Consider the following 26,053-nt stretch of genomic DNA (forward strand, 5'->3'; position numbering starts at 1 on the left):
GATCTGAAATCAGACCCCGGCGGCAGCCGCGAACCCGGCTTCGAGGTCCTTCTGGAGATCGGCGACATCCTCGAGCCCGATCTGCAGGCGGATGACCGGCCCTTCCGAGGGGCCCTTGGCAATGGTCCTGTCGACAAGCGACACCGAAACAGCAAGCGATTCGTATCCGCCCCAGGAATAGCCGAGCCCGAAGAACGTCAGCGCATCAAGGAAGGCAGCCGCCGTCTGCTTGTATTTGCCCTCTTCCGCCTTCAGCACGAAGGAGAAGACACCGCTTGCGCCCTTGAAATCGCGCTTCCAGAGTTCGTGCCCGGCAAAGCTCGGCAAGGCCGGATGCAGGACGCGAACGACGTCGCCACGGCTCTCCAGCCATGTGGCGATTTCAAGCGCGCTTTTCTGATGATGCGCCAGCCGAATTCCCATGGTGCGCATGCCGCGCAGGATCTGATAGGCATCGTCAGAGGTGACGCAGATACCTAGATTGGTATTGGCCTGATAAAGCGTCTTCCAGTGTTTTTCATTGGCCGAGACGAAGCCCATCAGCACGTCCGAATGACCCGAAGGATATTTGGTGGCGGCGTGAATGGAGACATCGACGCCGAAATCGAGCGGCCTGAAATAAAGCGGCGTCGCCCAGGTATTGTCCATCGTCACCACACAATTATGCCTGTGGGCGATCTCGGTGATCAGCCGGACATCCTGAATCTCGAAGGTATTGGAGCCCGGCGCTTCCAGATGCACGAGTTTGGTATTCGGACGGATCAGCGCCTCGATGCCCGTGCCGATTGCCGGGTCGTAATATTCCACCTCGACGCCGAGCTTCCGCAGCATCATGTTGCAGAAGCGGCGCGTGGGATAATAGACGGAATCGACAATCAACGCATGATCGCCGGCGCCGAGATAGGCGAGGAACGGCACGGTAATCGCCGCAAGGCCCGACGGCACGAGAATGGTTCCGGAAGACCCTTCCAGCTCATCGACAAGACTGCACAGCGCATCGGTCGTCGGCGTGCCATGGGTGCCATAGGTGTATTTCTGGTTTTCGGTCGAAAGCGTCTCGGCATCGGGGAAAAGCACGGTAGAGCCACGCACGATGGGCGGATTGACGAAACCGAAGCAGTCCGCGGGATCGTTGCCGCCATGGGTCAGGCGCGTATTCACACCTGCGGCGGAAAGCAGGTCATTTGTCTTGGTCATTTCAGATCAGCTTTCGAAGGAACATTGACGCGTGCGACAATGCTAAGAGCGGACCGCAAGGTCAAGTCCCGCAGGCTCCTCTCAAACGGAGTGAATTGATCCACCGAGAGCCAGCATACAACAAGTATACAAATACTGTGCAAGTTCAAATTTCCGCAAAAATATGCTTATATTTTCACCCTTTGCACACTTCCCGACCAAAATTTGGAAAATTCCGTTTTATAGGCACAATTATTGCCCGCACGTCTTGACCCCGCTGCCAATTGCGATTGTGATAGAAAAAGCGGATCGAAAAGGTCTCGCTGAAGGGGGAGCTGGGGCAAGACAATATGCCGGTCCTCTTCCAAGTGACGATAACAAACAAAGGTTGGGAAAAATGAAAAAGGCAATTCTGTCAGCCGCCATCGGCGCAGCAGTTTTGGGAGGAGCCTCGGTCGCTTCGGCTGCGACGCTTCAGGATGTGAAGGGCAAGGGTTTCGTCACCTGCGGCGTCAGCGCCGGCATTCCGGGATTCTCCAATCCCGATGACAAGGGCGAATGGTCCGGTATCGACGTGGACTATTGCCGTGGTATTGCCACTGCGGTTTTCGGCGATCCTTCGAAGGCCAAGTTCGTCGCCCTTTCGAGCAAGGACCGTTTCCCGGCTCTCCAGTCCGGTGAAGTCGATGTTCTGACCCGTAACACCACCTGGACGATCAGCCGCGACACGTCGCTCGGCTTCAACTTCCGTACCGTCAACTATTATGACGGCCAGGGCTTCATCGCCAAGAAGGGCTTGAATGTTAAGTCCGCGCTCGAGCTTTCCGGCGCCGCCGTCTGCGTTCAGACCGGCACGACCACCGAGCTCAATCTCGCCGACTACTTCAAGACCAACAATCTGCAGTACAACCCGGTCGTTTTCGAAAAGGAAGCCGACGCAACCTCCGCCTATGATTCCGGCCGTTGCGACGTCTACACCACCGACCAGTCCGGTCTTTACGCCATCCGCCTCAAGCTGAAGAACCCGGACGACAACATCGTTCTGCCTGAGGTCATCTCCAAGGAGCCGCTTGGACCGGCCGTTCGCCAGGGCGACGACCAGTGGTTCGACATCGTGACCTGGGTTCACTACGCCATGGTCAATGCCGAAGAACTGGGCATCACCTCGAAAAACGTCGATGAGCAGAAGACCAGCGCCAACCCTGATATCAAGCGCCTGCTCGGCACGGAAGAAGGCACCAAGATCGGTACCGATCTCGGCGTGACCAACGACTGGGCCTACAACATCATCAAGCTGGTGGGTAACTACGGCGAAGTCTTCGACCGCAACGTCGGTGCAGGCTCTCCGCTGAAGATCGAGCGTGGCCAGAACGCGCTGTGGACCAAGGGCGGCCTGCAATACGCACCGCCGGTCCGTTGATCGGCCCCATCATCGGCTAGATCATGACAGGAGGCTGGGCAATGCCCGGCCTCCATTTTAAAATTATATAAATAAGCTCGCAAAGAGCATATAAAAGGGAAAGGTGCCTATGGCAGGCAACGCGGTCAGTTCGCAACGATCGCGCGCGCAAAGCGCGTCGTCACTTATCTACGATCCACGCATACGCGGAATTTTCTATCAGGTCCTGACAGTCGTCATCCTGGCCGCCTTCGTCTGGATCATCGTGACGAATACGATCACCAATCTTCAACGGTCAAACATTTCGTCCGGCTTCGGATTCCTCAACGGAAGAGCCGGTTTTGATATCGGCCAGTCGCTGATCGCTTATACCAGCGACGCGACCTATGGCCGGGCTTTGCTCGTTGGCATTCTCAACACGATCCAGGTTGCGTTTTTTGGCATCATCGCCGCCTCGATCATCGGTTTCATCGTTGGTATCGCCCGGCTGTCCAGCAACTGGCTGATTTCGAAGCTCGCGCAGGCCTATGTGGAAATCTTCCGCAACATCCCGCCCCTGCTCGTCATCTTCTTCTGGTACAAGGGCGTCATCTCAGTCCTGCCGCAGGCGCGTGATTCGCTGGAGCTTCCGCTCGGAAGCTACCTCAACAATCGCGGTTTCTTCTTTCCGAAGCCCCTTTGGGGCGAAGGCACGTGGCTGATACCGCTCGCCCTTCTGGTCGCCATCGTCATCAGCTTTTTCATTTACCGCTGGGCAAAGGCGAGACAGGAAAAGACCGGTCAGCAGTTCCGCACCGGGATCACGGCTACACTTCTCATCATCGGCCTTCCGGCCGCGACATTTCTCGCGCTCGGCTCACCGCTGACTTTCGACTACCCGATTGCCGGGCGGTTCAACCTCTCGGGCGGCGCGGTCGTCGCACCTGAATTCATGTCGCTGTTTCTCGCGCTTTCCTTCTACACCGCCTCCTTCATCGCCGAGATCGTTCGCGGCGGCATCAAGGCCGTGGCGAAGGGCCAGACGGAAGCTGCGGATGCGCTCGGGCTTCGCTCCAGCACCACGACGCGCCTGATCGTCGTTCCGCAGGCGATGCGCATCATCATCCCCCCGCTGACAAGCCAATATCTCAACCTGACCAAGAACTCATCGCTTGCGGTCGCGGTCGGCTTCGCCGACATCGTCTCCGTCGGCGGCACGATCCTGAACCAGACGGGTCAGGCGGTCGAAGTCGTTGCGATCTGGCTGGTCATCTATCTCTCGCTGTCCCTGCTCACGGCCGTGGTCATGAACTGGTTCAACGCGAAAATGGCCCTGGTGGAGAGATGACGATGACAACAAGCAATCACGCTTTCGTGCGGCAGACCATCGAGGACGCCAGACCCGCGCCCTCGAGCGCCGTCGGCTTCGGTCACTGGCTGCGCACCAAACTCTTCGCCACCCCCAAGGACACGGTCCTGACGGTGATCGCCCTTGCCATGCTCGCCTATCTGGTGCCGCCGGTCATCAAGTGGCTGTTCATTGACGCGGTGTGGACCGGCAGCGATCGTATCGCCTGCCTGACCGCTTCGCAGGGCGGCGCGCTGCCGGACGGCCAGTCCGGTGCGTGCTGGGCTTTCGTTTCGGCAAAGCTCGGACAATTCGTCTTCGGCCGCTATCCGATCGACGAACGCTGGCGTCCCATCCTCGTGATGGTGACGTTCGCCATCCTGCTGATACCGATGCTGATTCCAAAAGCGCCGTTCAAGCGCCTCAACGCGCTGGTGCTTTTCATCATCCTGCCCTTCATTGCGTTTTTCCTGCTCATCGGCGGCGTCTTTGGCCTGCCGAAGGTGGAAACGCAGCTGTGGGGCGGCCTGATGGTGACGCTCATCCTGTCCTTCTTCGGGATCACCGTGTCGCTCCCCTTCGGCATTCTTCTGGCGCTCGGCCGACGGTCGAACCTGCCGGTCATCAAGATGCTCTGCGTGCTCTTCATCGAAGTCATCAGAGGCATCCCGCTGATCACCGTGCTGTTCTTCGCCAGCATCATGCTGCCGCTGTTCCTGCCCGACGGCTGGACCTTCGACAAGTTCCTGCGCGCGCTAGTCGGCGTGTCGCTTTTCTCATCCGCCTATATGGCGGAGGTTATCCGCGGCGGCCTGCAGGCCATTCCGAAGGGACAATATGAAGGGGCGGATTCGCTCGGCCTGAACTACTGGCAGAAGACGAGACTGATCGTGCTACCGCAGGCGCTTAAGCTCGTCATTCCTGGTATCGTCAACACCTTCATCGGGCTTTTCAAGGACACGTCGCTGGTTTCGATCATCGGCATGTTCGACCTGCTCGGCATTGTCACACTCAACCAATCGGATGCGAACTGGGCGACACCCGTCACCGCCATGACAGGTTATATTTTCGCAGGTTTCGTATTCTGGATATTCTGCTTCGGCATGTCGCGTTATTCGCTGTTCATGGAACGGCACCTCGACACCGGGCATAAACGATAAGGGACGCTCAAAATGGCAGAAACCCAAACAAAAAAACTGGCCGTTTCGACAACGGACGTGGCAATTGAACTCGTCGGCATGAACAAGTGGTATGGCGACTTCCACGTCCTGCGCGACATCAATCTGAAGGTCATGAAAGGCGAGCGCATCGTCATCGCCGGTCCTTCGGGGTCGGGCAAATCGACCATGATCCGTTGCATCAACCGGCTGGAGGAACATCAGTCCGGGCTGATCAACGTTGATGGTATCGAGCTTACCAACGACCTGAAAAAGATCGACGAAGTGCGTCGTGAAGTCGGCATGGTGTTCCAGCACTTCAACCTCTTCCCGCACCTGACGATCCTCGAAAACTGCACGCTGGCGCCGATCTGGGTTCGCAAGATGCCCAAGAAGGAAGCTGAAGAAGTGGCGATGCACTATCTGAAGCGCGTCAAGATCCCCGAGCAGGCGCACAAGTATCCCGGCCAGCTCTCCGGCGGCCAGCAGCAGCGCGTGGCGATTGCCCGCTCGCTCTGCATGAAGCCGAAGATCATGCTGTTCGACGAGCCGACCTCGGCGCTCGACCCGGAAATGGTCAAGGAAGTGCTCGACACCATGGTCAGCCTTGCCGAAGACGGCATGACGATGCTGTGCGTCACCCACGAAATGGGCTTTGCCCGCCAGGTCGCAAACCGCGTCATCTTCATGGACCAGGGCCAGATCGTTGAACAGAATTCGCCCGCCGAATTCTTCGACAATCCGCAGCACGAGCGCACCCGGCTGTTCCTCAGCCAGATTCTGCACTGAGAACTTTTGCCATCAACGCATCATCCAACGGGGCCGTTTCGGCCCCGTTTTTTATTGCAGAAACAGTGGCCACACCCAACGTCATCCTCGCCCCTGAGGCGAGGATGACGGCAAATATGTTCTACCTCATCACTGCCTCGCCGTTAGTTCCAATCCAGCCTACGCTTGTGCTGAGTCGTCGTTTCACAGCCCACATCCAAAGCAACAGGCCTCAAAAATAGCCACAGCCCGACCATTTAACCATTTGTTACGAAACAAGAATCCTTGTTTCTCAGGGCTTCTGGCGGTCCATGTCATTTTTTTGTCAAATCATGCATTTTTCCGCTTGCGGAGCAACGGGAGCCTGACTATAAGGGCGCCACACCACAAGCGCACGCGCCCTTCGTCTATCGGTTAGGACGTCAGATTTTCATTCTGAAAAGAGGGGTTCGACTCCCCTAGGGCGTGCCACTTGCCTTCGTGTTCTTCCCCTTCAAAAATATAAAGCAGCTTCACAGATCGCGAATTCGTCGCGCGCGATCGATGCGTCGGAACCGATTCCCGGTCGGCACGTTAGAGTGCTGTCCCCCCGATGGAAGGCAAGCCGGATGAAGCGCCAGCGGGCAAATCGACCGGCTTGCCTTTCCCCCTTTAGACAAATCATAGCGTCGGTTCTTTCCGGCGGGCGGCAGATGCCAGCTAAGGGTTGGGAAAAGCACCCCCGGGCCTTCCACGAGGCATGAAGGCATCACCAGCGCGCAGCGATAGCGGCGAAATTTCAAGGCCTTGGCCGGTCCCGGCGCAGTTTTCCACAGCCCTTTCGGCTTCCATAAAAAAACTCGCCGTGAAGCGAAAAAAATCAATTTTTCCGCTTGCGGAGCAACGGGAGCCTGACTATAAGGGCGCCACACCACAAGCGCACGCGCCCTTCGTCTATCGGTTAGGACGTCAGATTTTCATTCTGAAAAGAGGGGTTCGACTCCCCTAGGGCGTGCCACTTGCTTCTCCATAAAAATCAGTAGTCTGCACGAAAATCTTCACGCATCGCGTAAAGACGCATTGGCGTGTCTCGGCCATTCGTCAGAGACAGTGTTCATAAAATTCAGGGTAAGTTCCAAGGCCCCGTCAGGGCGCGAATGCCGCGTCCAGAACGCGCAGCTGCACGCGCCTCTGGCCCTGCCACAGATCGGCGCCCACGGTGCCTGCGACGTGAATGTTCCTGCCGCGTGCATTCAGCAGCATCTGCCCCAGAGGCGCTTCTGCAGCGCGAAACGCGATACCGTCCAGCCGCGAGCCGTCCATGGCCTCCAGCGTGATCTTGACGTGAGCTGTACCCACGAGCCGCACGTCGCGCAGGCGATGCGCCGGCACGGCAAAGATCGGCTGCGAGTGGCCTGATCCGTAAGGACCGGCCTGCTCCAACTGGTCGACAAGCTGCAATGTAGCGCCCGAAGCGCCGATGGCGCCGTCGATCTTCAGCACGCTGCTTTCCACCAGCTCATTCACGGTCTTTGCGGCCGCCTCCTCGAAGAAGGTCCTGAGCTTGCCGAGATTGGCGCGCTCCACCGTCAGACCGGCCGCCATGGCATGCCCACCGCCCTTGACCAGCAAGCCAGCCTCCACGGCGGCGCGCACCATGCGCCCCATATCGAAACCGTTGATCGAACGGCCTGAGCCGGTGCCCTTGCCGGAGGGATCAAAAGCAATGGCGAAAGCCGGGCGGCGGAAACGCTCCTTCAGGCGCGAAGCGAGCAGGCCGACAATGCCGGGATGCCAATTCTCGCGCGCGGTGACGATGACGCCCGCACCCGAGCCGTCGCCATATTCGAACAGAGCCTCCGCTTCGGCTTCCGCGAGCATCACCGCTTCCATCGCCTGCCGCTCACGGTTCAGCTCATCCAGCCGCTCCGCGATCACCTCGGCCTGCGAGGAATCATCTATCGTCAGCAGTCGGCTGCCGAGCGCCGCATCACCGATGCGGCCGCCGGCATTGATGCGCGGCCCGATCAGGAAACCGAAATGATAGGGCGTGACAGGTCCGCCGAGCCCGGCCTTCTTGAACAGAGCGGCGAGACCTGCATTGTTCATGTGGCGCGCGGCAATCAGCCCCTTGACCACATAGGCGCGGTTGAGGCCCTTCAGCGGCACCACATCACATACGGTGGCAAGCGCAACGATATCGAGAAGGGACAGCAGATCGAGTGTGAAGGCCTGCCGGTTCCGCCTGTCCTTCAATAGGCGCAGGGTGGCGACCAGCACGAGGAACACCACGCCTGCCGCACAGAGATGCCCCTGCCCCGAAAGATCGTCCTCGCGGTTGGGATTGACCAGCGCCACCGCCGGCGGCAGCTCCGTGCCGACCTGGTGGTGATCGATCACCACGACATCCGTTCCCGCGTCCCTGGCGGCCTGCAGCGATTCATGGCTGGTTGAGCCGCAATCGACCGTCACGATCAGCGTCGCGCCATTGGCAGCAAGCTGCTGCATCGCCGCCGGGTTCGGCCCGTAGCCCTCAAAAATACGGTCGGGAATATAGATTTCCGGCGTCAGACCGAAATGCGCGAGGAAGCGGTACATCAAAGCAGAAGAGGCAGCACCGTCGACATCGTAGTCGCCGAAGATCGCCACCTTCTCGCCGGTCTCGATGGCGCGTACCAGCCGCTCGGCGGCCTTCTCGCAATCGGTCAGCATATGCGGATCGGGCATCAGGGAGCGGATGGTCGGATCAAGGAATGCCAGGGCGTCATCGACACCCACCCCGCGTCCGGCAAGAACGCGTGCGATCAATTCGGGAATGGCGTGAATCTGGGACATGGCCAGCGCGCGGTTCTGCCCGGCCTGATCCAGCCGCGATACCCAGCGCTGTTCTGTCGCCGACCGCTCCACGCTTAAAAATGCGCGGGCCACGGTATCGGCCGGCTCCATCATTGCCATCCTGTCCATTCGTCCTGTCATGCGCCTGATCGCGCTCTTAAGACGGGCTAAATGGCGGTGGCGCGTTTTTCAAGCAAAAACGCGCATATGAGGTTTCACACCGAAAAAATCGAGAAAAACGGGCTGACGATCGAGACAGCGCCAACGAGCAGCAGCAGCGAGAAGACGGCGAGCGAACACCAGTTGCGCTCATGCTCCCCCATGTCGAATTCCATAGTGCGAATATTGTCATTGGCATTGTGAGGCCGCGCCCGGTGATGGGTCGCCGCAATGCCAGCGCGCTTATTGTCCTTGAACAGGATGATCGATGTCACGGCCACGCCTCCCTCGCTTGGTGAACAGGATTAACCATAGTGCCGAATCGCCTTGTTTTCCAGCGCTTCCGACGCCGTCCCCTCAAATTTTATGGGCGCCGGACCACCGGCGCTATACAGGCAGCCATACAACGAAAAACCGCGCCTCCATATGGAAGCGCGGCTCTCGGTGTCATCAAAATAATGAAGCGTCTCAGGTCCGCTCGATGCGGATGACCTGCGGCTCGCTGACGAGATATTTCTCGTTCTTGATCGCCTTCACCGCCTTGCGGATCGCATCTTCCATCGTCGCATGGGTGACGAGGATGATGGTCTGCGGCGCGCCTTCCACATGCACGCGCTGGCGCTGCACGATGGATTCCAGCGAGATGTTATTGTCAGCCATGCGGGTGGCGATGGAGGCGAAGACGCCCGCCTGGTCCTTCACCGTCAGGCGGATGAAATAACCGCCCTCATGGCTCTTCATCTTGGCGCGGCGATACTCCGACAGGGATTTCGCCGGACGGCCGAGGACAGGCACCTGCTGGGCGCCCGGACGGCTCTTGGCGATATCGGCGATGTCACCCAGCACGGCAGACGCCGTGGCGTTGCCACCGGCACCCGGGCCGACCATCAGCAATTCGCCGAGAATGTCGGATTCGATCGCCACCGCATTGGTCACGCCGTCCACCTGGGCAATGACGGAATCAAGCGGCACCATGGTCGGATGCACGCGCTGCTCGATGCCGGATTCGGTCACCTGCGCCACGCCGAGAAGCTTGATGCGGTAACCGAGTTCGGCGGCCGCCTGAATGTCCTCGCTGGAGATATTGGTGATGCCTTCCAGATAGATGTCATCAGCCGAAATCTTGTTGCCGAAGGCAAGCGTGGTCAAAATGGCGAGCTTGTGAGCGGTGTCGTTGCCCTCGATATCGAAGGCCGGATCGGCTTCCGCATAACCCAGCCGCTGCGCTTCCTTCAGACAGGCCTCGAAGGACAGCCCTTCCTTCTCCATCTTGGTCAGGATGTAGTTGCAGGTGCCGTTCATGATGCCGTAGATGCGCGACACATGGTTGCCGGTGAGAGACTCGCGCAGCGCCTTGATGACGGGGATACCGCCGGCCACCGCCGCTTCGAAATTGAGAAGCGCCCCCTTGTCTTCGGCAATGGTCGCCAGTTCGACGCCATGCTTGGCCAGCAGCGCCTTGTTGGCTGTCACCACATGGAGACCACGTGCGAGTGCGGCCCGCACCGCATTTTCCGCCTGGCCGGAAGCACCGCCGACCAGTTCGACGAAGACGTCGATATCGGCTTCGCTTGCCATCTGCTCCGGCGTGTCGAACCAGGTAATACCCTTGAGATCGATGCCGCGGTCGCGCGAACGGTCGCGCGCGCTCACCGCAATAATCTCAATCGCGCGTCCGCAGGTAATCGCAAGTTCGTTGCTTCTCTGCTGGAGGATGCGCACGAGCGAAGCGCCGACAGTGCCGAGCCCCGCTATGCCGATTCTCAATGAATCTGCCATGGGTATGTTCCTGATTTGCTGGTGATGGTGGCGGCCGAGGCCCGGCCGCCTTCGGTTGCCCTTATCTGTGGGCGTTAAGCGAAACGACGTTGTGCATCGTTTCGTCTGCGCTCGACAGGAAGCGCTTCAGATTGCGCGCTGCCTGACGAATTCGATGCTCGTTTTCCACGAGCGCGAGACGGACGTAATCATCGCCCATCTCGCCAAAGCCGATGCCGGGAGCAACGGCAATATCGGCCTTCTCGACCAGAAGCTTGGAGAATTCCAGGCTGCCGAGATGGCGGAACTTTTCCGGGATTTTCGCCCAGGCGAACATGGTCGCCGCCGGCGGCGGAACCTCGAAGCCGGCCTTGCCGAAGGTGTCGACCATGACATCGCGACGGCGGCGATAGACATTGCGCACTTCGGCAATGTCGGAGCCATCACCGTTCAGCGCATGCGTTGCCGCAACCTGGATCGGCGTGAAGGCGCCGTAGTCGAGATAGGACTTCACACGCGTCAGCGCCGCGATCAGCCGCTCGTTGCCGACGGCAAAGCCCATACGCCAGCCGGGCATGGAGAAGGTCTTCGACATGGAGGTGAATTCCACCGCAACGTCGATTGCACCGGGAACTTCCAGAACCGAAGGCGGCGGATTGTTGTCGTCGAAATAGATCTCCGAATAGGCAAGGTCGGACAACACGATGATCTCGTGCTTCTTCGCAAAGGCGATCACGTCCTTGTAGAAATCAAGCGAGGCAACATGCGCCGTCGGGTTCGACGGGTAGTTGACGATCAGCGCCAGCGGCTTCGGGATGGAGTGGCGCACGGCGCGCTCCAGCGGGCCGAAGAAGCTGTCATCAGGCTCGACATTCATCGAACGGATAACGCCGCCCGCCATCAGGAAACCGAAGGCATGGATCGGATAGGTCGGGTTCGGACACAGGATGACGTCGCCCGGCGCGGTGATGGCCTGCGCCATATTGGCGAAGCCTTCCTTGGAGCCGAGGGTCGCGACGACCTGCGTATCGGGGTTCAGCTTCACGCCGAAACGGCGGGCATAATAACCGGCCTGCGCGCGGCGAAGGCCTGGAATGCCCTTGGAGGAGGAATAACGATGGGTACGCGGATCCTGAACGACCTCGCAAAGCTTGTCGACGATCGCCTTGGGGGTCGGAAGGTCGGGATTGCCCATGCCGAGATCGATGATATCGGCCCCGGCCGCTCGCGCGCTCGCTTTCAAACGGTTGACCTGTTCGAAGACGTATTGCGGCAGACGCCGGACCTTATGAAACTCTTCCATCTCTTTCCTCATGGGAATGGACCGGTACTGCCGGCCCATAACGAAGGTTCGTTTTTTGTTGTTAAACGCCGCCGACACGAACCGACCCGGCAGGCGTTATTCATTGTAGCGCAAAGCACGGGAAAACCTACAGGGGTTTTCTTGGCCCACGCCGCATAGCGGCCATCCGCCCGTCCTTCCGGCACGGCCTTTTCAGCCCCTCCGGCATGGCGGATCGCGCACTACGATCAGGGAACTTGCATAACGCCAGATTCTTGGAAAATGCAAGGCAAGCCATGCTCAAGAACGGCCATTCCCGCCCTTCAGCCGCGCTCCCCTGTCACAATTGCGGCGCGGATGACCGAAAGCACGCGCTCCGGCTCGATATTTGTGCAGACGAGCTGGCTCGGATGCCCATCCCAGTCACCGGGCGGAAAGGCGCGGCCATCCGGCTTCTGGATCGTCTGGCCGTCGGCAAGCCCGCCGCAGACGACGCGTACCGGGCCGCTGCGGGTTTCAAAAAGCTCAGGCGCCACAAGATAGACGCAGGCGCAGCTGTCATGCACCACCATGCCGTCGCCGGTACGGGTCTTGTAGAAATCGATGTAGAACTGCGACAGGTCCGAAAGCAGCTGCACCGGCTTGCCGCCGGCCTTTGCCATGTCAGCCATGAAGGCGCTGGTCATCACCGTTTTCATCGTCACATCGAGACCGACGACGATCACGCGCCAGGGCGCGGTGAAGACGAGATCGGCCGCTTCAGGATCGCCGTGAATATTGGCCTCGGCCGCCGGCGACACATTGCCGTTCATGTCGAAGGCGCCGCCCATGACGATCACCTCCTTCACCAGCGCCGCGAAGTCAGGTTCTTCGCTGAGCGCCAGCGCCAGATTGGTCATGCGACCGACGGCAATCAGCGTCACCTCACCGGGATTGGCCTTTACCGTCTCGATGATGAAACGATGTGCGGGGCGCGGGTCGAGCGGCAGATCGATGGTCTCAGGGATATCGATATCGCCGAGACCGTTTTCGCCATGGATGAAGGTCGGCCAGTGGCCTTCCTTGCGGGTGGGATCGAAGGTCACGCCGGCGCCCCTGGCGACCGGTGCTGTCATCTGCCATTCCCGCTTCAGGAAGAGCGCATTGCGGGTGGTGATATCAATGGGCGCATTGCCGAAAACGGTGGTAACGCCGATCAGATCGATATCAGGATGGCGGTGCAGGAACAGAAGCGCCATGGCGTCATCCACACCGGGGTCCGTATCGAATATCACTTTATGCATAATGCCCTCATCCATATGTCTCAAGCGCCATCCGTCCTTCCGGCGACGCGCCACGGAAACATAACGATAAGCGGCAACACCGCAATCCCCCTGCCCGCTGCTGAACGCACAGAAAGAGATTGCGCCGTGGCCCTTTCGGTGAAAGAAGAAGCCCTCTCCTTCGCCTGCCCGGACATTCCCAGTGCAAGACATCGCCCTCAACGTTTTTATCGTTCTCTTCTGCGTCGCCATCTTTGCCGGATTTATCGATTCCATCGCCGGTGGTGGTGGCCTCATCGTCATTCCCGCAATGATGATCATGGGCATCGCCCCGCTCGATACGCTCGGCACGAACAAGCTGCAGGCGCAGTTTGGTTCCGCCTCTGCGACCCTTGCCTATGCCAGACGCGGCCATGTGAATCTCAAAGAACAATTGCCGATGGCGCTGATGGCCATGGCCGGCGGGATGCTCGGCGCGCTGACAGCCGCCTTCGTGCCGGCCGATCTCATGCGCGCCATCATGCCGTTCCTGTTGATTGCGATCGCGCTTTATTTTGCCTTCAAGCCGCAGCTCAGCGATATCGACAGCCACCGCCGCATCACGCCCTTCGTGTTCGGGCTTGCGGTCGCGCCGCTGATCGGTTTTTACGACGGTGTTTTCGGCCCCGGCGCGGGGTCCTTCTACATGCTGGCCTTTGTGGGCCTTGCCGGTTTTGGAATGCTGAAGGCGACCGCCCACACGAAGCTTCTCAACCTCGGTTCGAATTTCGGCGGCTTTCTCGTCTTTGCAATGGGTGGCGCGGTTTTGTGGAAGCTCGGCCTGGCCATGGGGGTCGGCCAGTTCATCGGCGCGCAGATCGGATCCCGTTTCGCGATGAAAAACGGCGCAAAGATCATCCGCCCGCTGCTCGTCCTGTCATGCCTTGCCATGGCGACGAAGCTTCTTGTCGACGCATCGTCCGCCTGGTCGATCGCCACTGTCTGGGAAACCATCTTCCCGAAATAAGGGATGGTGGAGCGCCTTTTCCCGTCATTCCGACAATGGGACGGCGCCCTGCTGCCTCAGCCAGCGGCGCGGCGACGGCGATCGGCGATTTCGCGGATCACCACCATCGCACCTACGAGCTTGTAGGCGGACGAGTAGCACGGCGACATTTCCAGCGACTTGACGACCGTGCGGCCATTCTGATCTTCCGCATAGGTATATTTCGACGTATCGCCCTTGAAGCAATTGTCGAGCTTTTCCCTGAGATTGTTCTGGAACCGGTGAACGCCGACAAGTTCGGCGATATGGCAGCCGACAAGCCCTTCCGGGGCATTGCGCTGAAATGCATCGAGAGCATTGGCGAAGGAAACGCGGTAGCCAGGGGAAACGATCACCACCGGCTCGTCGAGATCGTTGAGCATATCCTCATCGAGGATCAGATGGCGGTGATGCCACTCCAGAGTGTCTTCGTCCTCGTCACCGACGACCTTCGCCTTTGACGGCATGCCGACGTAGCGATCGACAAGGGTGCGAAGAAGCTCGGAGTTGCGCTGCACGCAGCCAAGGTCTTCCGCCTCGTGGTTAAGGAGATCGATGGCAAAACGGAACTGCTCGCGGATATCTTCGGAGTTTTCTGTCTTGCGTCCGACAACCCGCTCGAGGAGCTGTTCCAGTTCACGTTCCAGCACGGCAATCTTGTCGGCTTCGTTTTTACCAACGGCAGATTGCAGTTCCGTATAACGCAGCCAGAACAACTCAATCAAATCTTTCAACCCAACTCTCCCTGAACGGGCATAACCCCGCTACCTATGCGAACGGATTAAGCCTTTATCCCCTGATTGTAGCGTCTTTGCGCTTAAAAATGACGTAACGAAACGCAGGAACGCCGCGAGGATTGTTGTTCAAAATATCACAGCAGCCGCTAATTTTTCAATTTCGATAATCCATGAACGAAAAATGAGGTTCCGCAAATATGGAAAAGTACCGAAACGCACGATTTTCCCGTCGAATTTCGTGAGAATCACCGAAAATCTGGCCGCACACGATCCCGTCAAATCTGATGCTTCACGTCCCAGCGGTCGTGATACCACAGCCATTGTCCGGGGTATTCGCGCACCCAGCTTTCCACCTTGTCGTTCAGAAGCTGCGCCGTCGCCTGAATATCGACATTGCCCTTCTCATCGCGCGGAATTTCAACCCTGGGCTCTATTTCCAGCCTGTAGCGATTATCCGGAAGACGCACGCAGCGGGCAGGATAAACATCGCAGTTGAACTGCCGCACCAGCTTGGCGAGAAGCGGATTGGTGCGAACCTCAAGGCCGAAAAATTTCGTCGTCAGCCCCTTGCCGAATTTCTGGTCGACGAGCACGCCCACGCCGCCACCCTTTTCCAGCTGTCGCGCCAGCGCGAAGGAAGAGCCGGCATGCGAGGGCACGAGATTACCCATGCGCTCCTTGCGGAAATTGAAAACCTTGTCAGCCACGAAGGGATTGTTGGGCGGCCGGAACAACACCGTCACATCGAGACCAAAAGCCGAGCCGGCAACCGGCAGCAGCTCGAAATTGCCGCTATGGGCGGTAAAGACGATGAAGGGTCGTGGATTGTCGCGCAGTTCGAGGAAGGTCGAGGTGCCCTCGACCTCGATGCGGCCCGGCTCGTTCTTTTCCGGATCGAAATCGAACAGCCGGTCGAGAAACACATATTCCGCCGCAAGCCGGCCCATATTGGCCCAGCTGTCCATGGCGATCGCAAGCAGCTCTTCCTCTGACTTCTCCGGAAAGGCGCGTGCCAGATTATAAAGCATCAGCTTGTGGCGACCAGTCTTCGGCCCCACCCAGCGCGCCAGCCGGTCGGCGGCGCGAATGCCCGCATCGGCGGGGAAGAGCTTCAGCAGGTTGAGAAGGCCGAAGGCGAATGTCGCGATCAGCCACTGCCGGAAGTGGTCCAGTTTCAGGACGATCCGTGTCAGGAAAAGCTTCAAGACGGTCAATCCATCCGCAGAACGATTTTACCGAACACCTGACGCGTCTCCATACGTTCCAGCGCCCGGTCGATATCGTCGAAGGTGACTTCGGTGTCGATAACAGGATGCACGATGCCACGCGCCATCTTCTGCATGGCGTTGGCCATGTTTTCCATACGGCAGCCGAACGAGCCGAGCAGCTTCAGCTGCTGCTGGAACAGCATCATCAGGTTGATATCGGTGGAGACACCAGACGTAGAACCGCAGGTGACGAGACGGCCGCCGCGCTTCAGCGAGAACATCGAGCCCGCCCAGGTGTCCTTGCCAACATGTTCGAATACAACGTCGACGCCCTTCTTTTTCGTCAGCTTGCGCACGACGCCTTCGAAACGGTCGGTCCGGTAGTTGATGACGTGGTCGGCACCCAGAGCCTTCGCCCGTTCGATCTTGTCGTCGGAGCCGACGGTGGTGATGACGGTGCAGCCCATCTTCTTGGCAAGCTGGATCGCCGCCGTGCCGATGCCGGAACCGCCGGCATGCACGAGGATCGTCTCACCGGATTCGAGCTTGGCATTGTCGAACAGCATGTGCTCGACCGTGCCAAAGGTGACAGGCGCAAGGGCAGCCGCAACGGCATCGATGCCATGCGGCGCGGGCACGAGCTGACGGGCGGGAATATTGATCTTTTCCTGGGCAAAACCATCGAGATGGAAACCGTGAACGCCCTGCACATGTTCGCACAGATTGTCACGGCCTTCGCGGCAGGGTTTGCACAGCCCGCAGGTGCGCGCGCCATAGATTGCGACGAGCTGGCCGGGCAGCACGTTCGACACGCCCGGACCGATGGCTTCGACCACGCCGGAAGCTTCCGCACCGATGGTGAGCGGCATCTTGCGCTTGGCGAAAGCCATGCCGCGCCAGCCCCACACATCGATGTGGTTGAGCGCAACCGCCTTGACGCGCAGCGTCACCTCGCCCGGTGCCGGAGCATCCGGTTCGGGCAGGTCCACTTTTTCGAGCTTCCGGTCGTCCACGAGTTGAAGAGCGCGCATATATCAGTCCTTCGCCCGAGGGCGTTTATCTAAAGGGCTATTCCAGCAAACCTCTGTAACGGTTTTGCGGCCGGAATGCGTAATCAAAGAAGCGAGAGCGTTTTCGCAATTCAAGCGAAAACGCTCCTGTTAGTGGTGAAACCGGTCAGGCCGGTTCCCGCGTCATGACAAGGCTTGCATTCTGCCCGCCAAATCCGAAGGAGTTGGACAGAACCGCGCTCACCTGAGCATCCCGCTTCACATTCGGCACCACGTCGAGCGTGATGGTCGGATCGGGATTGTTGTAGTTGATCGTCGGCGGCAGGGTGCCGGTCAGCATGGTCTGCAGCGAGAACACCGCTTCCACAGCGCCTGCGGCGGTCAAGGTATGGCCGATCATCGACTTGTTGGACGACAGCGGGATGTTCTTCAGGCCCTCGCCGAAGACGGCGAGCATGGAGCCATATTCCATCTTGTCGTTTTCCGGCGTCGAGGTGCCGTGGGCGTTGATATAACCGATATCGCTTTCGGCCACGCCCGCATCGGCAAGTGCCGCGCGGATCGTCGCGATCGCCGGGCCGCCATCGGGCGAAGAGCGTGTGCGGTGGAAGCTGTCGGCCTTTTCGCCGGCGCCCTTGATGATGCCGAGAACCTTCGCGCCGCGTGCAACGGCGGCTTCGAGCGATTCCAGCACCAGCGTCGCCGCACCTTCGGCGATCACGAAACCGTCGCGGTCCTTGCTGAATGGCTTGGAGGCCTTTTCCGGCGGATCGTTCTGGGTCGAAAGCGCCGACAGCAACGAGAAGCGGATCAGCGCTTCGGCGCTGACAGAACCGTCTGTCGCAACCGTCAGCGCCCGCTCGGTGCGGCCCTGGCGGATTGCTTCGACACCAAGCTGGATCGCGGTCGCGCCGGATGCACAGGCGGTCGAAAGCGTGACCGGCAGGCCGCGCGTGCCAAAACGGTCGGAAAGACGCTCGGAAATCGCGCCGAAAAGTGCTGCTTCCTGAAACGCCGGATCGGGACGCTGACGGAAAGCCGTCAGGAACCGCTCATAGGCGTCACCCGGCTGGGCGGCCGGCGGAGACCGGTCGGCAAGCTCGAAACGGGCGCTCCATTCCGGCTCGATTGGCGGTGCTGCAAGAAACAGCGGGCCGTCGAAATCACCTGATATACCGGCCTGCGCCAGAGCCTCGATGGTGGTCTCACGCGCAAAAGCATAGGAACGCTCGACCGAATTCGGAACCGGGATATCGATGAAATCCACCGTGCCGCTGATCCGCGTCGAAAGCCCCTCGGTCGGGAAACGGGTGATCTTGTGGATGCCCGATTTGCCTGATGTCAGCGCCGCCCAGTTATCGGCGAGCCCCTGCCCGAGCGACGTGATGATGCCCATGCCGGTCACGGCAACGATGGGACGACCGAGATGATCCTTGAAGTTGGAAGTCATGGTCTTTCTCCTCACACGTCACGGGACAGAACGGCGACACCTTCGCCGCGCACATGGCCGACGGTGGTGACGACGGCTTCACTGGCCGCCTCGCCCATGGGTTTTTCCTCGGCCGCGTCGAAAGCCGGCACCTTCGCGCCGCTTTCAAGGGTCAGCGCCGCGAGCGCCAGCCCAAGCGGGAACTGCGCTTCCAGCCCGTGGCCGGTGATACCGCCGAAACCGCGGATGACAGCATTTGGCAGAGCCTTTTCGAGAATGTCCTTCTCGCGGGCCGTCACACCGTCATAACCGCTTGCGCCGGAGAAGATGACAGTGGCTGCGCCGTCCTTGGCAGGGGCAAGCAGACGCTCCATGCGCTTTTCCATCTTGCCTTCATCACGGGTGCCGCGATCCCCCTCGATGGCGTCGATGCGGGCATAGATGCGCGCGCCGCGCGCGCTGGCGTGCTTGCGCGATTCCAGCACAAGGAAGGCGCCCAGCGAACCGGAAACCATGCCGCCGCCATCCTGGTCACCACGCGACCACAGCGGCTGCCAGCCGCCCTGCGCATGTGCACCGATGGCTTCAAACAGCAGGATCATGTCGGGACGTTCCGCAGAGAAAGCACCGCCCACCAGCGCGTGGCTCGATTCGCCGGAGCGAATGCGGTGGAATGCGGTTTCGACGGCGGAAATGCCCGCCGCTTCCTCGCCCATGAAGGTGCGGGAAGACCCGGTGACCTTGTGCACGATGGAGATGTTGCCGGCCATCAGGTTGGAAAGCTGGGCGAGAAACAGCGTCGGGCGCAGTTCGGTCGTCAGCTTTTCGTTCAGCAGCTTTTCGCGGTCATTGCGCTTCAGCGCCTCGTCGACGATCAGCGTATCGACATTGATGTCGCGCTCACCACCACCGGCGGCAACGATCATGTCCATGGTGGCGCAGGCTTCGGCATTTTCCTTCAGCCCGGCATCATCAAGCGCCAGGCCGGCGGCAAAAACGCCAAGCCGCTGCCAGTTTTCCATCTGGCGCTGGTCGCCGCGCTTGGCAATCTGCGCGGACCAGTCGATCTCAGGCATGGGATGGACCGGATAGGGTTTGAATTTTTCGGTCTCGACAATCGTCGCCGGCGCGTCGGTTCCAGAAAGAAGCGCCACATGCGCCTGGCTGCCAACGCCGTGACAGGTCACGATGCCGACCCCTGTTATCACCACATCATTGTCAGATTTCATCGTCTGTCATCCTTTGCAGCCGGCCCCGCCGAAACGGTCACGGCTATCCACAGCGGTTGCGAACAACCACTTCATGCGTTGCGGAATAAAGCGCGCGATGCGGATTGGCAATGGTGAAGGCCCGATCCGCCGTCGCGAGCCCACGAATTTCGTGCGTCAAAACCGGGCCGACGGGAAAAACGCTCTCCTTCGAAACGGGTGGAAACGCTTATTTCTGCGCATCCGCGGCAATCGCCGCCATCAGGCCGACTTCTTCCGCCCGCTTCTTGACGATAGGCCCGAGCGGAATTTCGCTGAACGGCATTGTGCGCAATTTAAGCTGCGCGTCGCAGACCTTCTTGCCGGCAGAGGTGATCTTCGCCTTGGTGACGGCAAAACCGGAACCGTCATGCTCCAGCACGGCCTCGATGTCGAGAACCGCGCCCGGCTCCACGAAGGTGCGCATCTTGGCGCCGTCGACCGACATCAGGAACGGCATGGACGCAAAATCGCTGAAGGCCAGAACCAGCATGCCGGAAGCCTGCGCCATGGTTTCGATCAGCAGCACACCCGGAACCAGCGGCATGCCGGGGAAGTGACCTTCGAATACCGGGCTCTGGTCGGGAACGATCGACTGCGCCTTCAACGTGCGCGTCGCCATGTCCACGGCCTCGACCTTGTCGATCATCTGAAAATATTCAAGCAGCATCTGTCCGGCCCGTCTCTGGTCGGTTGCGACCCGCCTTTACAGGCTGGGTCCAGAAAGAAAAATGCCCGCCTGAAGCGGGCATCGTTGCTTCAGCCCTTGGCTGCGCGCAATTCATCGATCTTGGCGCAGAGGTTCTTCAGCACGAAATATTCTTCGGTGGAAACTTTGCCTTCGTTGACTTCCTGCGTCCACTGCTCGAGCGGAATCTTGATGCCGAATTCCTTGTCGATCGCAAAAACGATATCAAGAAAGTCGAGGCTGTCGATGCCCAGATCGTCGATCGTGTGGCTCTCCGGCGTAATGGTTTCGCGGTCGATTTCGCTGGTTTCGGCGATAATGTCGGCAACCTTGTCGAATGTAGCTGTCACGCCCATAATCCTTATTGTCGTTCGTATGAATTATCCTGTCTGACGCACCACATAGGCAAGTCGCACAAAAAAGCCAATGGTTTCGTGACGTAACTTTGTAATTTGCCCCAAAACTGTTGCCTAAACAGCAACCGAATGGCGGCCGCGTCCGTTACCGAGATAGGTGTCGAAGATTGCCGCGATGTTACGCACGAACGGCTTTCCAGCCTCCGTCACGGCAAAAATATCGGCATCCAGACGCACCACGCCATCCCTGTCGCCTGCGGCGAACAGCTGTGCCTGATCCCTCACGGAATGGCTCACCTTGCCGAAACGGTGCTGCAATTCCGAAAGATCGATCGAAAAATCGCACATCAGCCGTTCAATGACATGCGAGCGCAGATGATCCTCCTCCGACAGTTCAATGCCCTTGACGACGGCAAGACCGCCCTCGCCCGCCATACGCTGATATTCCCCCGTCGCCACCATGTTCTGCACATAACCCTGCGGCAGCCTGCCGATCGACGATGCACCGAGCCCGATCAGCGCATCGGCGGTGTCGGTCGTGTAGCCCTGGAAATTCCGTCGCAGCGCGCCGGCTTCTGCGGTCTGGCATAATGTATCGGTCGGCTTGGCGAAATGATCGATGCCGATCGCCTTGTAACCCGCCTGTTTCAGCATCTCGCCCGCCATCGTCATCTGGCGGTAGCGCTCGGCAATATCCGGAAGCGCGTGTTCGGGGATCAGCGACTGGTGTTTTTTCATCCAGGGAACATGGGCATAACCGAAAAGCGCGATGCGATCGGGATCGAGCGACACGATTTGGTTGACGGTCCTTTCCAATGTCTCACAGGTCTGGAACGGCAGCCCATAGAGGATGTCGCAGTTGACCGAATGCACGCCCCTCGCCCGAACGGCATCCACGACGGATTTCGTCTGTTCGAAGGACTGGATGCGGTTGATGGTTTTTTGCACTTTGTCATCGAAGTCCTGAACGCCCAGGCTCGCCCGCGACATGCCGATGGCGGCAAGCGCATCATAGCGGCTGTCGTCCAGATCATTGGGGTCCATCTCGACGCTGATTTCAGGTGCGAGCCCGAAGGTGAAGTGACGCCGCAGACAGTCCATCAGGCTCTGCATGTCCTCCGGCTTCAGCATGGTGGGCGAACCGCCGCCGAAATGAACAGCACTCACCACCGCATCAGGCGAAACAAGCGCGCCAACCGCCGCAATCTCCTGCTTAAGTGCTTCAAGATAAACTGCAATCGGCTCGTATTTCAGCGTGTGCTTGGTGTGACAGGCGCAGAACCAGCACAGCCGGTCGCAATAGGGAATATGCAGATAAAGCGATATGCGATTCCGGTAGCCAAGCGCGCCGAGCCAGCCGCGATAGGTGCCATTATCGATTCCCTCGTGGAAATGCGGCGCGGTCGGATAGCTCGTGTAACGCGGCACTGCACCCGAATATTTGTGAAGAAGTTCGGTATTCATCACCCGATTTGCCTTTTATCAAGAAAATGTCGATTTCCTCTCTTTCAGTAACGGCTGCGACAGTTTGCAACTTTGACTTCAATCAAATTGCGCCATAAGTTCTTGCTAAAGTAGACGCGGGGACGACGGCTACATGGCGCAAGCCTTCAAAGAGACCGTATTTGATACCCACGGTCGCAATCGTCCCGAAAAGCCAGCATTGGAAAAGGCTTATGGACACGCTGCAGAAGACCATCCACAATTCGGAAGAGCCCGTTGTTTGCCGCTCCTGCGAGGCGCGTCACGGCGGTCTTTGCAGCACGCTGACACCACAGCAGCTCTGCGATCTCAACCGCCATTCCAGCCGCAAAAAGCTGGAAGCCGGCAACGAGCTTCTCGGCCAGGGCGAACTCGTCACCTCCTATGGCAATATCCTGAAGGGCGTGGTGAAGCTGTCAAAAATGATGTCGGATGGCCGTCAGCAGATCGTCGGCCTGCAATTCGCACCGGATTTTCTCGGCCGTCCGTTCCTGGCGGAAAGCAAGATGACGGCGGAAGCCGCAACCGATGTGGAGATTTGTCTCTTTCCGCGCCGCGTTGTCGACCGCATGGTGTCCGAAGTGCCTGACATGGAACGCAAGCTTCACAACCAGTCCCTGAAGGAACTGGACGAGGCGCGTGACTGGATGCTGACGCTGGGTCGCAAATCGGCACAGGAAAAGGTTGCCAGCTTCCTTTATATGATCGCCACCCATATCGACCCGGAAAACGACGACAAATCCTGTTTCGACCTGCCGCTTTCACGCGCCGACATCGCCGATTTCCTTGGCCTCACCATCGAAACGGTTAGCCGGCAAATGACCAAGCTGCGCAAGGAAGGCATTATCCGCATCGAAAACAACCGTCACATCACGGTGCCAGATCTCGACGTGCTGAGCGAAGCCGCCGGCAACGACTGACGGAATTTGCCCTCTCACTGCCCCTGAAGTGCAGGTGTCCCGAAATTGATGTGCGGCGCCCGCGCCTGTGCGGGTGCGAGCGCAAAACCGGCAAGAACCAGCAAAGCGGCGATGCATTTCATGATATTTCACCCCGTGCCCCGCTTTTTCAGCGGCCTGTTTGTTATGGCTGCATCATAGCGGCAAACCTCATCCATCCGCTTAACATCTTGGGTAAGCGGATGGTTCAAAGGCAGGGTAAAGAAGGGGTTACAAGCTCGGCATCGCCGCATGTTTCTTCTCTCCGCCAGAGAGAAGAAACAAAGCACACCCGCTCGCTCCATAGGGAATCGACCGTTTGGGGGGCATGTCTTGTCAACAAAGATGGTCTGGCCAGTCTCTGAAACCGCGCAAATACGCGGCATGATCTCACTGCGAGGCTGCAGGCGTCGCAACCGGCTTCTGGTTTTCGGCAAGCGCCCGCAGCTCGGCCACCCGGCGCTTGTATTCGGCTTCCGAAATCTGGCCGTTGCGCCGTGCCGCACCGAGGCGCGACAGGCTCGATTCCATGGTGGAGGCCTCATCCTCACCCATCTGGGTGCCCGCGGCCGTCAGCGGCTGCGAAAAGGTCGGATAGGTGCCGGTATCGCGCTTCTGGCTCACCGCATTGTCGCTGACGGGGCGCGGACCGACGATTTCAGTCGTCGGACGGCGCATATGGGCGGGCGCAACGATCGGCTCCGGTGCCTTGCAGGCTGCAAGCGCGGTGACGAGCAAGGTGCCAGAGAGCGAAAGAACAGCGATTCTCGCGGCGTTTTCCGCATATGTTCCCCATGTGCCCATGTGCTTGCCCATCGTCATGTTCCGCCTGTAAGGATATCGCCGATATCGAATTCGACTGCGGTTCGGCCCTTTGCGGCCTCCCCTTGCTGGTGGAACTTGTATTCGTTTTCATGCAGAATGTGCAAACACAAATTTGGTGGAGGATGGCGCATGGCAGGTGTTGACGGCGGGGCAGAGAAAAAGGGTGGAAAAACGCCCGGTTTCGACGCTACTTCCGCCGAGGCCTACCTGATCCGCGACCCGGAAACCTTCGCGATCAATATCGCCCGCGCGCTCGAGAATCTCGGCAAGGCCGCCTCCGAGTGGCTGGCGCCACGCGAACGCGGTGAAATCCCGCAGGCAAGCGCCGATCCCGTGACCGATCTGGTCAAGACGCTCTCCGATGTCGCCGAATACTGGATGGCAGAACCGAAGCGCTCGCTCGAAGCGCAGACCCATCTGCTTTCCAGCTATTACGATCTCTGGGCGAAATCGGTGGCGCAGTTTTCCGACGACGCCGATTCGGCTTCGGAAAAACCCGCCGAAAGCGGTCCTGCCGAACGCAGGAGCAGGCGTTTTGCCGATGCCGACTGGCAGGCCAATCCCTTCTTCGATTTTCTCCTGAAAGCCTACCAGACCACCGTCGGTTTTGCCGACCGGATGGTGACGGAAGCCGAAGGCCTTGACGAACATACCCGCACCAAGGCGCTGTTCTATATGCGGCAGGTAACGGAGGCGCTTTCACCGGCCAATTTCGTCTTCACCAATCCACAGGTCTTCCGCGAGACGGTGGCCTCCAGCGGCGCCAATCTCGTCAAGGGCATGGCGCAGCTGGCGGAAGATGTCGCAGCCGGCAATGGCCACCTGAAACTGCGCCAGACCGATTACAGCAAATTCGTCATCGGCCAGAATATCGCCGTCACGCCGGGCAAGGTGGTGGCGAAAAGCCCGCTCTGCGAAATCATCCATTATGCGCCGACGACGCAGAAGGCCTTCAAGCGGCCGCTGCTGATCGTGCCGCCATGGATCAACAAATTCTACATTCTTGATCTCAACCCACAGAAATCCTTCGTCGGCTGGTGCCTTGAGCAGGGCCACAGCGTGTTCATGGTCTCCTGGATCAATCCGGATGCCCGTCTGGCCGAGAAGGGCTGGGACGATTACATCCGCGAAGGCATCGATTTTGCGCTTGATACCATCGAGGAGCGGACCGGTGAGAGGCAAATCAACGCCATAGGTTATTGCGTCGGCGGTACGCTTTTATCCTCGGCGCTGGCGCTGCATGCGCAGGAAGGCGATGAACGCATCCGTAGCGCCACGCTGCTGGCCGCCCAGACCGATTTCATCCATGCCGGCGACCTCAAGGTCTTCATTGACGAAGGCCAGCTGGCGGCGCTGGACAAGCACATGCAGGCGGTCGGTTATCTCGACGGCTCGATCATGGCGACCGTCTTCAACATGCTGCGCGCCTCCGATCTCATCTGGCCCTATGTGGTCGATAATTACCTGCGCGGCACCGAGCCCCTGCCCTTCGACCTGCTCTACTGGAACTCCGATTCGACCCGGGTGACCGCCGCCAGCCACTCGTTTTATCTGCGCAATTGTTATCTCGAGAACAATCTCGCGCGTGGACTGATGCGCGTTGCCGGCAAACGGATCAATCTCGGCGATATCAATATCCCTGTCTACGATCTCGCCACCCGCGACGACCATATCGCGCCGGCGAAATCGGTCTTCACGGGTGCTGCGCTGTTCGGCGGGCCGGTGGAATTCGTGCTCGGCGCTTCCGGCCATATCGCAGGTGTCGTCAACCCGCCGCAGCTTGAGAAATACCAATATTGGACGGGGCAGTCACCAGCTGGGGACTTCGATGCCTGGCAGGCCGCCGCCACGGCCCATAAGGGCTCGTGGTGGGTGCATTGGCAGAGCTGGATCGAAAACCAGAGTGCCGAAAAGGTGAAGGCGCGAAAACCGGGGGATGGCAAGCGCCCGGTGCTCGGCGATGCGCCGGGAACCTATGTCCTGTCCTGATCACGCCCGCTACCTCTT

22 protein-coding genes and 2 tRNA genes are annotated in these 26,053 nt (G+C 59.3%); 9 read left to right on the plus strand and 15 right to left on the minus strand.

Annotated elements, in window-relative coordinates:
- Positions 1 to 9: 9 nt before the first annotated feature.
- Positions 10 to 1,197 carry a cystathionine beta-lyase gene (locus tag MRBLRC7O_RS06235; protein WP_003502861.1) on the minus strand — a complete coding sequence of 396 codons (1,188 nt, stop codon included), beginning with the start codon at positions 1,195 to 1,197 and terminating at the stop codon, positions 10 to 12.
- Positions 1,198 to 1,573: 376 nt separating this feature from the next.
- Here MRBLRC7O_RS06235 and MRBLRC7O_RS06240 point away from each other — a divergent pair, with 376 nt between their 5' ends.
- The 6 genes from MRBLRC7O_RS06240 (at position 1,574) to MRBLRC7O_RS06265 (ending at position 6,824) form a co-directional block, all read left to right on the plus strand.
- Positions 1,574 to 2,596, plus strand: coding sequence for an amino acid ABC transporter substrate-binding protein (locus MRBLRC7O_RS06240; protein WP_003502863.1), 1,023 nt, complete (start codon positions 1,574 to 1,576; stop codon positions 2,594 to 2,596).
- A gap of 109 nt (positions 2,597 to 2,705) precedes the next feature.
- The gene (locus tag MRBLRC7O_RS06245; protein WP_003502865.1) at positions 2,706 to 3,902 is read left to right on the plus strand and encodes an amino acid ABC transporter permease; all 1,197 of its coding nucleotides are present in this window, start codon (positions 2,706 to 2,708) and stop codon (positions 3,900 to 3,902) included.
- Positions 3,903 to 3,904: 2 nt separating this feature from the next.
- The gene (locus MRBLRC7O_RS06250; RefSeq protein ID WP_080866148.1) at positions 3,905 to 5,062 is read left to right on the plus strand and encodes an amino acid ABC transporter permease; all 1,158 of its coding nucleotides are present in this window, start codon (positions 3,905 to 3,907) and stop codon (positions 5,060 to 5,062) included.
- A gap of 12 nt (positions 5,063 to 5,074) precedes the next feature.
- Positions 5,075 to 5,848, plus strand: coding sequence for an amino acid ABC transporter ATP-binding protein (locus MRBLRC7O_RS06255; protein ID WP_003502869.1), 774 nt, complete (start codon positions 5,075 to 5,077; stop codon positions 5,846 to 5,848).
- A gap of 375 nt (positions 5,849 to 6,223) precedes the next feature.
- Positions 6,224 to 6,298 (plus strand) — tRNA-Glu (locus tag MRBLRC7O_RS06260).
- 451 nt (positions 6,299 to 6,749) lie between these two features.
- Positions 6,750 to 6,824: transfer RNA gene (locus tag MRBLRC7O_RS06265), tRNA-Glu, on the plus strand.
- Positions 6,825 to 6,952: 128 nt separating this feature from the next.
- Here MRBLRC7O_RS06265 and recJ read toward each other — a convergent pair.
- The 5 genes from recJ to MRBLRC7O_RS06290 form a co-directional block, all read right to left on the minus strand.
- The gene (recJ, locus tag MRBLRC7O_RS06270) at positions 6,953 to 8,761 is read right to left on the minus strand and encodes a single-stranded-DNA-specific exonuclease RecJ (RefSeq protein ID WP_367727453.1); all 1,809 of its coding nucleotides are present in this window, start codon (positions 8,759 to 8,761) and stop codon (positions 6,953 to 6,955) included.
- Between the two features lie 95 nt (positions 8,762 to 8,856).
- The gene (locus MRBLRC7O_RS06275; RefSeq protein WP_060725790.1) at positions 8,857 to 9,081 is read right to left on the minus strand and encodes a hypothetical protein; all 225 of its coding nucleotides are present in this window, start codon (positions 9,079 to 9,081) and stop codon (positions 8,857 to 8,859) included.
- Between the two features lie 187 nt (positions 9,082 to 9,268).
- A complete protein-coding gene (locus MRBLRC7O_RS06280; protein ID WP_020012584.1) occupies positions 9,269 to 10,579 on the minus strand; it encodes a homoserine dehydrogenase in 1,311 nt (436 codons plus the stop codon).
- A 61-nt stretch (positions 10,580 to 10,640) separates the two neighbouring features.
- On the minus strand, positions 10,641 to 11,861 hold the full coding sequence (locus MRBLRC7O_RS06285; protein ID WP_003502876.1) for an LL-diaminopimelate aminotransferase: 1,221 nt from the start codon (positions 11,859 to 11,861) through the stop codon (positions 10,641 to 10,643).
- Positions 11,862 to 12,163: 302 nt separating this feature from the next.
- Complete coding sequence (locus tag MRBLRC7O_RS06290) at positions 12,164 to 13,123, minus strand: nucleoside hydrolase (protein ID WP_111820728.1); 960 nt, start codon at positions 13,121 to 13,123, stop codon at positions 12,164 to 12,166.
- Between the two features lie 181 nt (positions 13,124 to 13,304).
- Between MRBLRC7O_RS06290 and MRBLRC7O_RS06295 the strand changes: the two genes are divergently transcribed.
- Positions 13,305 to 14,108 carry a TSUP family transporter gene (locus MRBLRC7O_RS06295; RefSeq protein ID WP_060725789.1) on the plus strand — a complete coding sequence of 268 codons (804 nt, stop codon included), beginning with the start codon at positions 13,305 to 13,307 and terminating at the stop codon, positions 14,106 to 14,108.
- A 56-nt stretch (positions 14,109 to 14,164) separates the two neighbouring features.
- On the opposite strand, the gene MRBLRC7O_RS06300 is transcribed toward MRBLRC7O_RS06295, so the two are convergent.
- From MRBLRC7O_RS06300 to hemN, 8 genes are all read right to left on the minus strand, one after another.
- Positions 14,165 to 14,860, minus strand: coding sequence for a nitrogen regulation protein NR(II) (locus MRBLRC7O_RS06300; protein ID WP_003502880.1), 696 nt, complete (start codon positions 14,858 to 14,860; stop codon positions 14,165 to 14,167).
- A 278-nt stretch (positions 14,861 to 15,138) separates the two neighbouring features.
- A complete protein-coding gene (locus tag MRBLRC7O_RS06305; RefSeq protein ID WP_049832298.1) occupies positions 15,139 to 16,068 on the minus strand; it encodes a lipid A biosynthesis lauroyl acyltransferase in 930 nt (309 codons plus the stop codon).
- 5 nt (positions 16,069 to 16,073) lie between these two features.
- Entirely contained in the window at positions 16,074 to 17,102 is a 1,029-nt protein-coding gene (locus MRBLRC7O_RS06310) for a zinc-binding dehydrogenase (protein WP_020810302.1), read from the minus strand.
- Between the two features lie 145 nt (positions 17,103 to 17,247).
- Positions 17,248 to 18,531, minus strand: coding sequence for a beta-ketoacyl-ACP synthase (locus MRBLRC7O_RS06315; RefSeq protein ID WP_003502883.1), 1,284 nt, complete (start codon positions 18,529 to 18,531; stop codon positions 17,248 to 17,250).
- Between the two features lie 11 nt (positions 18,532 to 18,542).
- Positions 18,543 to 19,739, minus strand: a complete 1,197-nt coding sequence (locus tag MRBLRC7O_RS06320) for a beta-ketoacyl-ACP synthase (protein ID WP_080866149.1) — start codon at positions 19,737 to 19,739, stop codon at positions 18,543 to 18,545.
- A 208-nt stretch (positions 19,740 to 19,947) separates the two neighbouring features.
- Entirely contained in the window at positions 19,948 to 20,427 is a 480-nt protein-coding gene (locus MRBLRC7O_RS06325; RefSeq protein ID WP_003502886.1) for a 3-hydroxyacyl-ACP dehydratase FabZ family protein, read from the minus strand.
- 89 nt (positions 20,428 to 20,516) lie between these two features.
- Positions 20,517 to 20,801 (minus strand): acyl carrier protein, encoded by a 285-nt coding sequence (locus MRBLRC7O_RS06330; RefSeq protein ID WP_003495848.1) that lies wholly within the window; start codon positions 20,799 to 20,801, stop codon positions 20,517 to 20,519.
- Positions 20,802 to 20,915: 114 nt separating this feature from the next.
- Positions 20,916 to 22,265 (minus strand): oxygen-independent coproporphyrinogen III oxidase, encoded by a 1,350-nt coding sequence (gene hemN, locus MRBLRC7O_RS06335; protein ID WP_080866150.1) that lies wholly within the window; start codon positions 22,263 to 22,265, stop codon positions 20,916 to 20,918.
- Positions 22,266 to 22,477: 212 nt separating this feature from the next.
- On the opposite strand from hemN, the gene fnrN reads away from it, so the two are divergent.
- Entirely contained in the window at positions 22,478 to 23,203 is a 726-nt protein-coding gene (gene fnrN, locus MRBLRC7O_RS06340) for a transcriptional regulator FnrN (protein WP_003502897.1), read from the plus strand.
- A gap of 408 nt (positions 23,204 to 23,611) precedes the next feature.
- Here fnrN and MRBLRC7O_RS06345 read toward each other — a convergent pair whose 3' ends face one another.
- Positions 23,612 to 24,037 (minus strand): hypothetical protein, encoded by a 426-nt coding sequence (locus MRBLRC7O_RS06345; protein WP_223567027.1) that lies wholly within the window; start codon positions 24,035 to 24,037, stop codon positions 23,612 to 23,614.
- Positions 24,038 to 24,175: 138 nt separating this feature from the next.
- Between MRBLRC7O_RS06345 and MRBLRC7O_RS06350 the strand changes: the two genes are divergently transcribed.
- Positions 24,176 to 26,035 carry a PHA/PHB synthase family protein gene (locus MRBLRC7O_RS06350; protein WP_003502903.1) on the plus strand — a complete coding sequence of 620 codons (1,860 nt, stop codon included), beginning with the start codon at positions 24,176 to 24,178 and terminating at the stop codon, positions 26,033 to 26,035.
- Positions 26,036 to 26,053: the final 18 nt, after the last annotated feature.

Source organism: Agrobacterium radiobacter (genome assembly GCF_040801995.1).
In the GTDB taxonomy this organism is placed as follows: domain Bacteria; phylum Pseudomonadota; class Alphaproteobacteria; order Rhizobiales; family Rhizobiaceae; genus Agrobacterium; species Agrobacterium radiobacter.

Bases quoted from the DNA above. Each gene is read 5' to 3' on its own strand.
- hemN (WP_080866150.1), bottom strand. From the start codon at position 22,265: ATGAATACCGAACTTCTTCACAAATATTCGGGTGCAGTGCCGCGTTAC.
- MRBLRC7O_RS06245 (WP_003502865.1), top strand. From the start codon at position 2,706: ATGGCAGGCAACGCGGTCAGTTCGCAACGATCGCGCGCGCAAAGCGCG.
- recJ (WP_367727453.1), bottom strand. From the start codon at position 8,761: ATGGCAATGATGGAGCCGGCCGATACCGTGGCCCGCGCATTTTTAAGC.
- MRBLRC7O_RS06350 (WP_003502903.1), top strand. From the start codon at position 24,176: ATGGCAGGTGTTGACGGCGGGGCAGAGAAAAAGGGTGGAAAAACGCCC.
- MRBLRC7O_RS06330 (WP_003495848.1), bottom strand. From the start codon at position 20,801: ATGGGCGTGACAGCTACATTCGACAAGGTTGCCGACATTATCGCCGAA.
- MRBLRC7O_RS06255 (WP_003502869.1), top strand. From the start codon at position 5,075: ATGGCAGAAACCCAAACAAAAAAACTGGCCGTTTCGACAACGGACGTG.
- MRBLRC7O_RS06310 (WP_020810302.1), bottom strand. From the start codon at position 17,102: ATGCGCGCTCTTCAACTCGTGGACGACCGGAAGCTCGAAAAAGTGGAC.
- MRBLRC7O_RS06285 (WP_003502876.1), bottom strand. From the start codon at position 11,861: ATGGAAGAGTTTCATAAGGTCCGGCGTCTGCCGCAATACGTCTTCGAA.
- MRBLRC7O_RS06320 (WP_080866149.1), bottom strand. From the start codon at position 19,739: ATGAAATCTGACAATGATGTGGTGATAACAGGGGTCGGCATCGTGACC.
- MRBLRC7O_RS06280 (WP_020012584.1), bottom strand. From the start codon at position 10,579: ATGGCAGATTCATTGAGAATCGGCATAGCGGGGCTCGGCACTGTCGGC.
- MRBLRC7O_RS06240 (WP_003502863.1), top strand. From the start codon at position 1,574: ATGAAAAAGGCAATTCTGTCAGCCGCCATCGGCGCAGCAGTTTTGGGA.
- MRBLRC7O_RS06325 (WP_003502886.1), bottom strand. From the start codon at position 20,427: ATGCTGCTTGAATATTTTCAGATGATCGACAAGGTCGAGGCCGTGGAC.
- MRBLRC7O_RS06315 (WP_003502883.1), bottom strand. From the start codon at position 18,531: ATGACTTCCAACTTCAAGGATCATCTCGGTCGTCCCATCGTTGCCGTG.
- MRBLRC7O_RS06250 (WP_080866148.1), top strand. From the start codon at position 3,905: ATGACAACAAGCAATCACGCTTTCGTGCGGCAGACCATCGAGGACGCC.
- MRBLRC7O_RS06235 (WP_003502861.1), bottom strand. From the start codon at position 1,197: ATGACCAAGACAAATGACCTGCTTTCCGCCGCAGGTGTGAATACGCGC.
- MRBLRC7O_RS06290 (WP_111820728.1), bottom strand. From the start codon at position 13,123: ATGCATAAAGTGATATTCGATACGGACCCCGGTGTGGATGACGCCATG.
- fnrN (WP_003502897.1), top strand. From the start codon at position 22,478: ATGGACACGCTGCAGAAGACCATCCACAATTCGGAAGAGCCCGTTGTT.
- MRBLRC7O_RS06345 (WP_223567027.1), bottom strand. From the start codon at position 24,037: ATGGGCAAGCACATGGGCACATGGGGAACATATGCGGAAAACGCCGCG.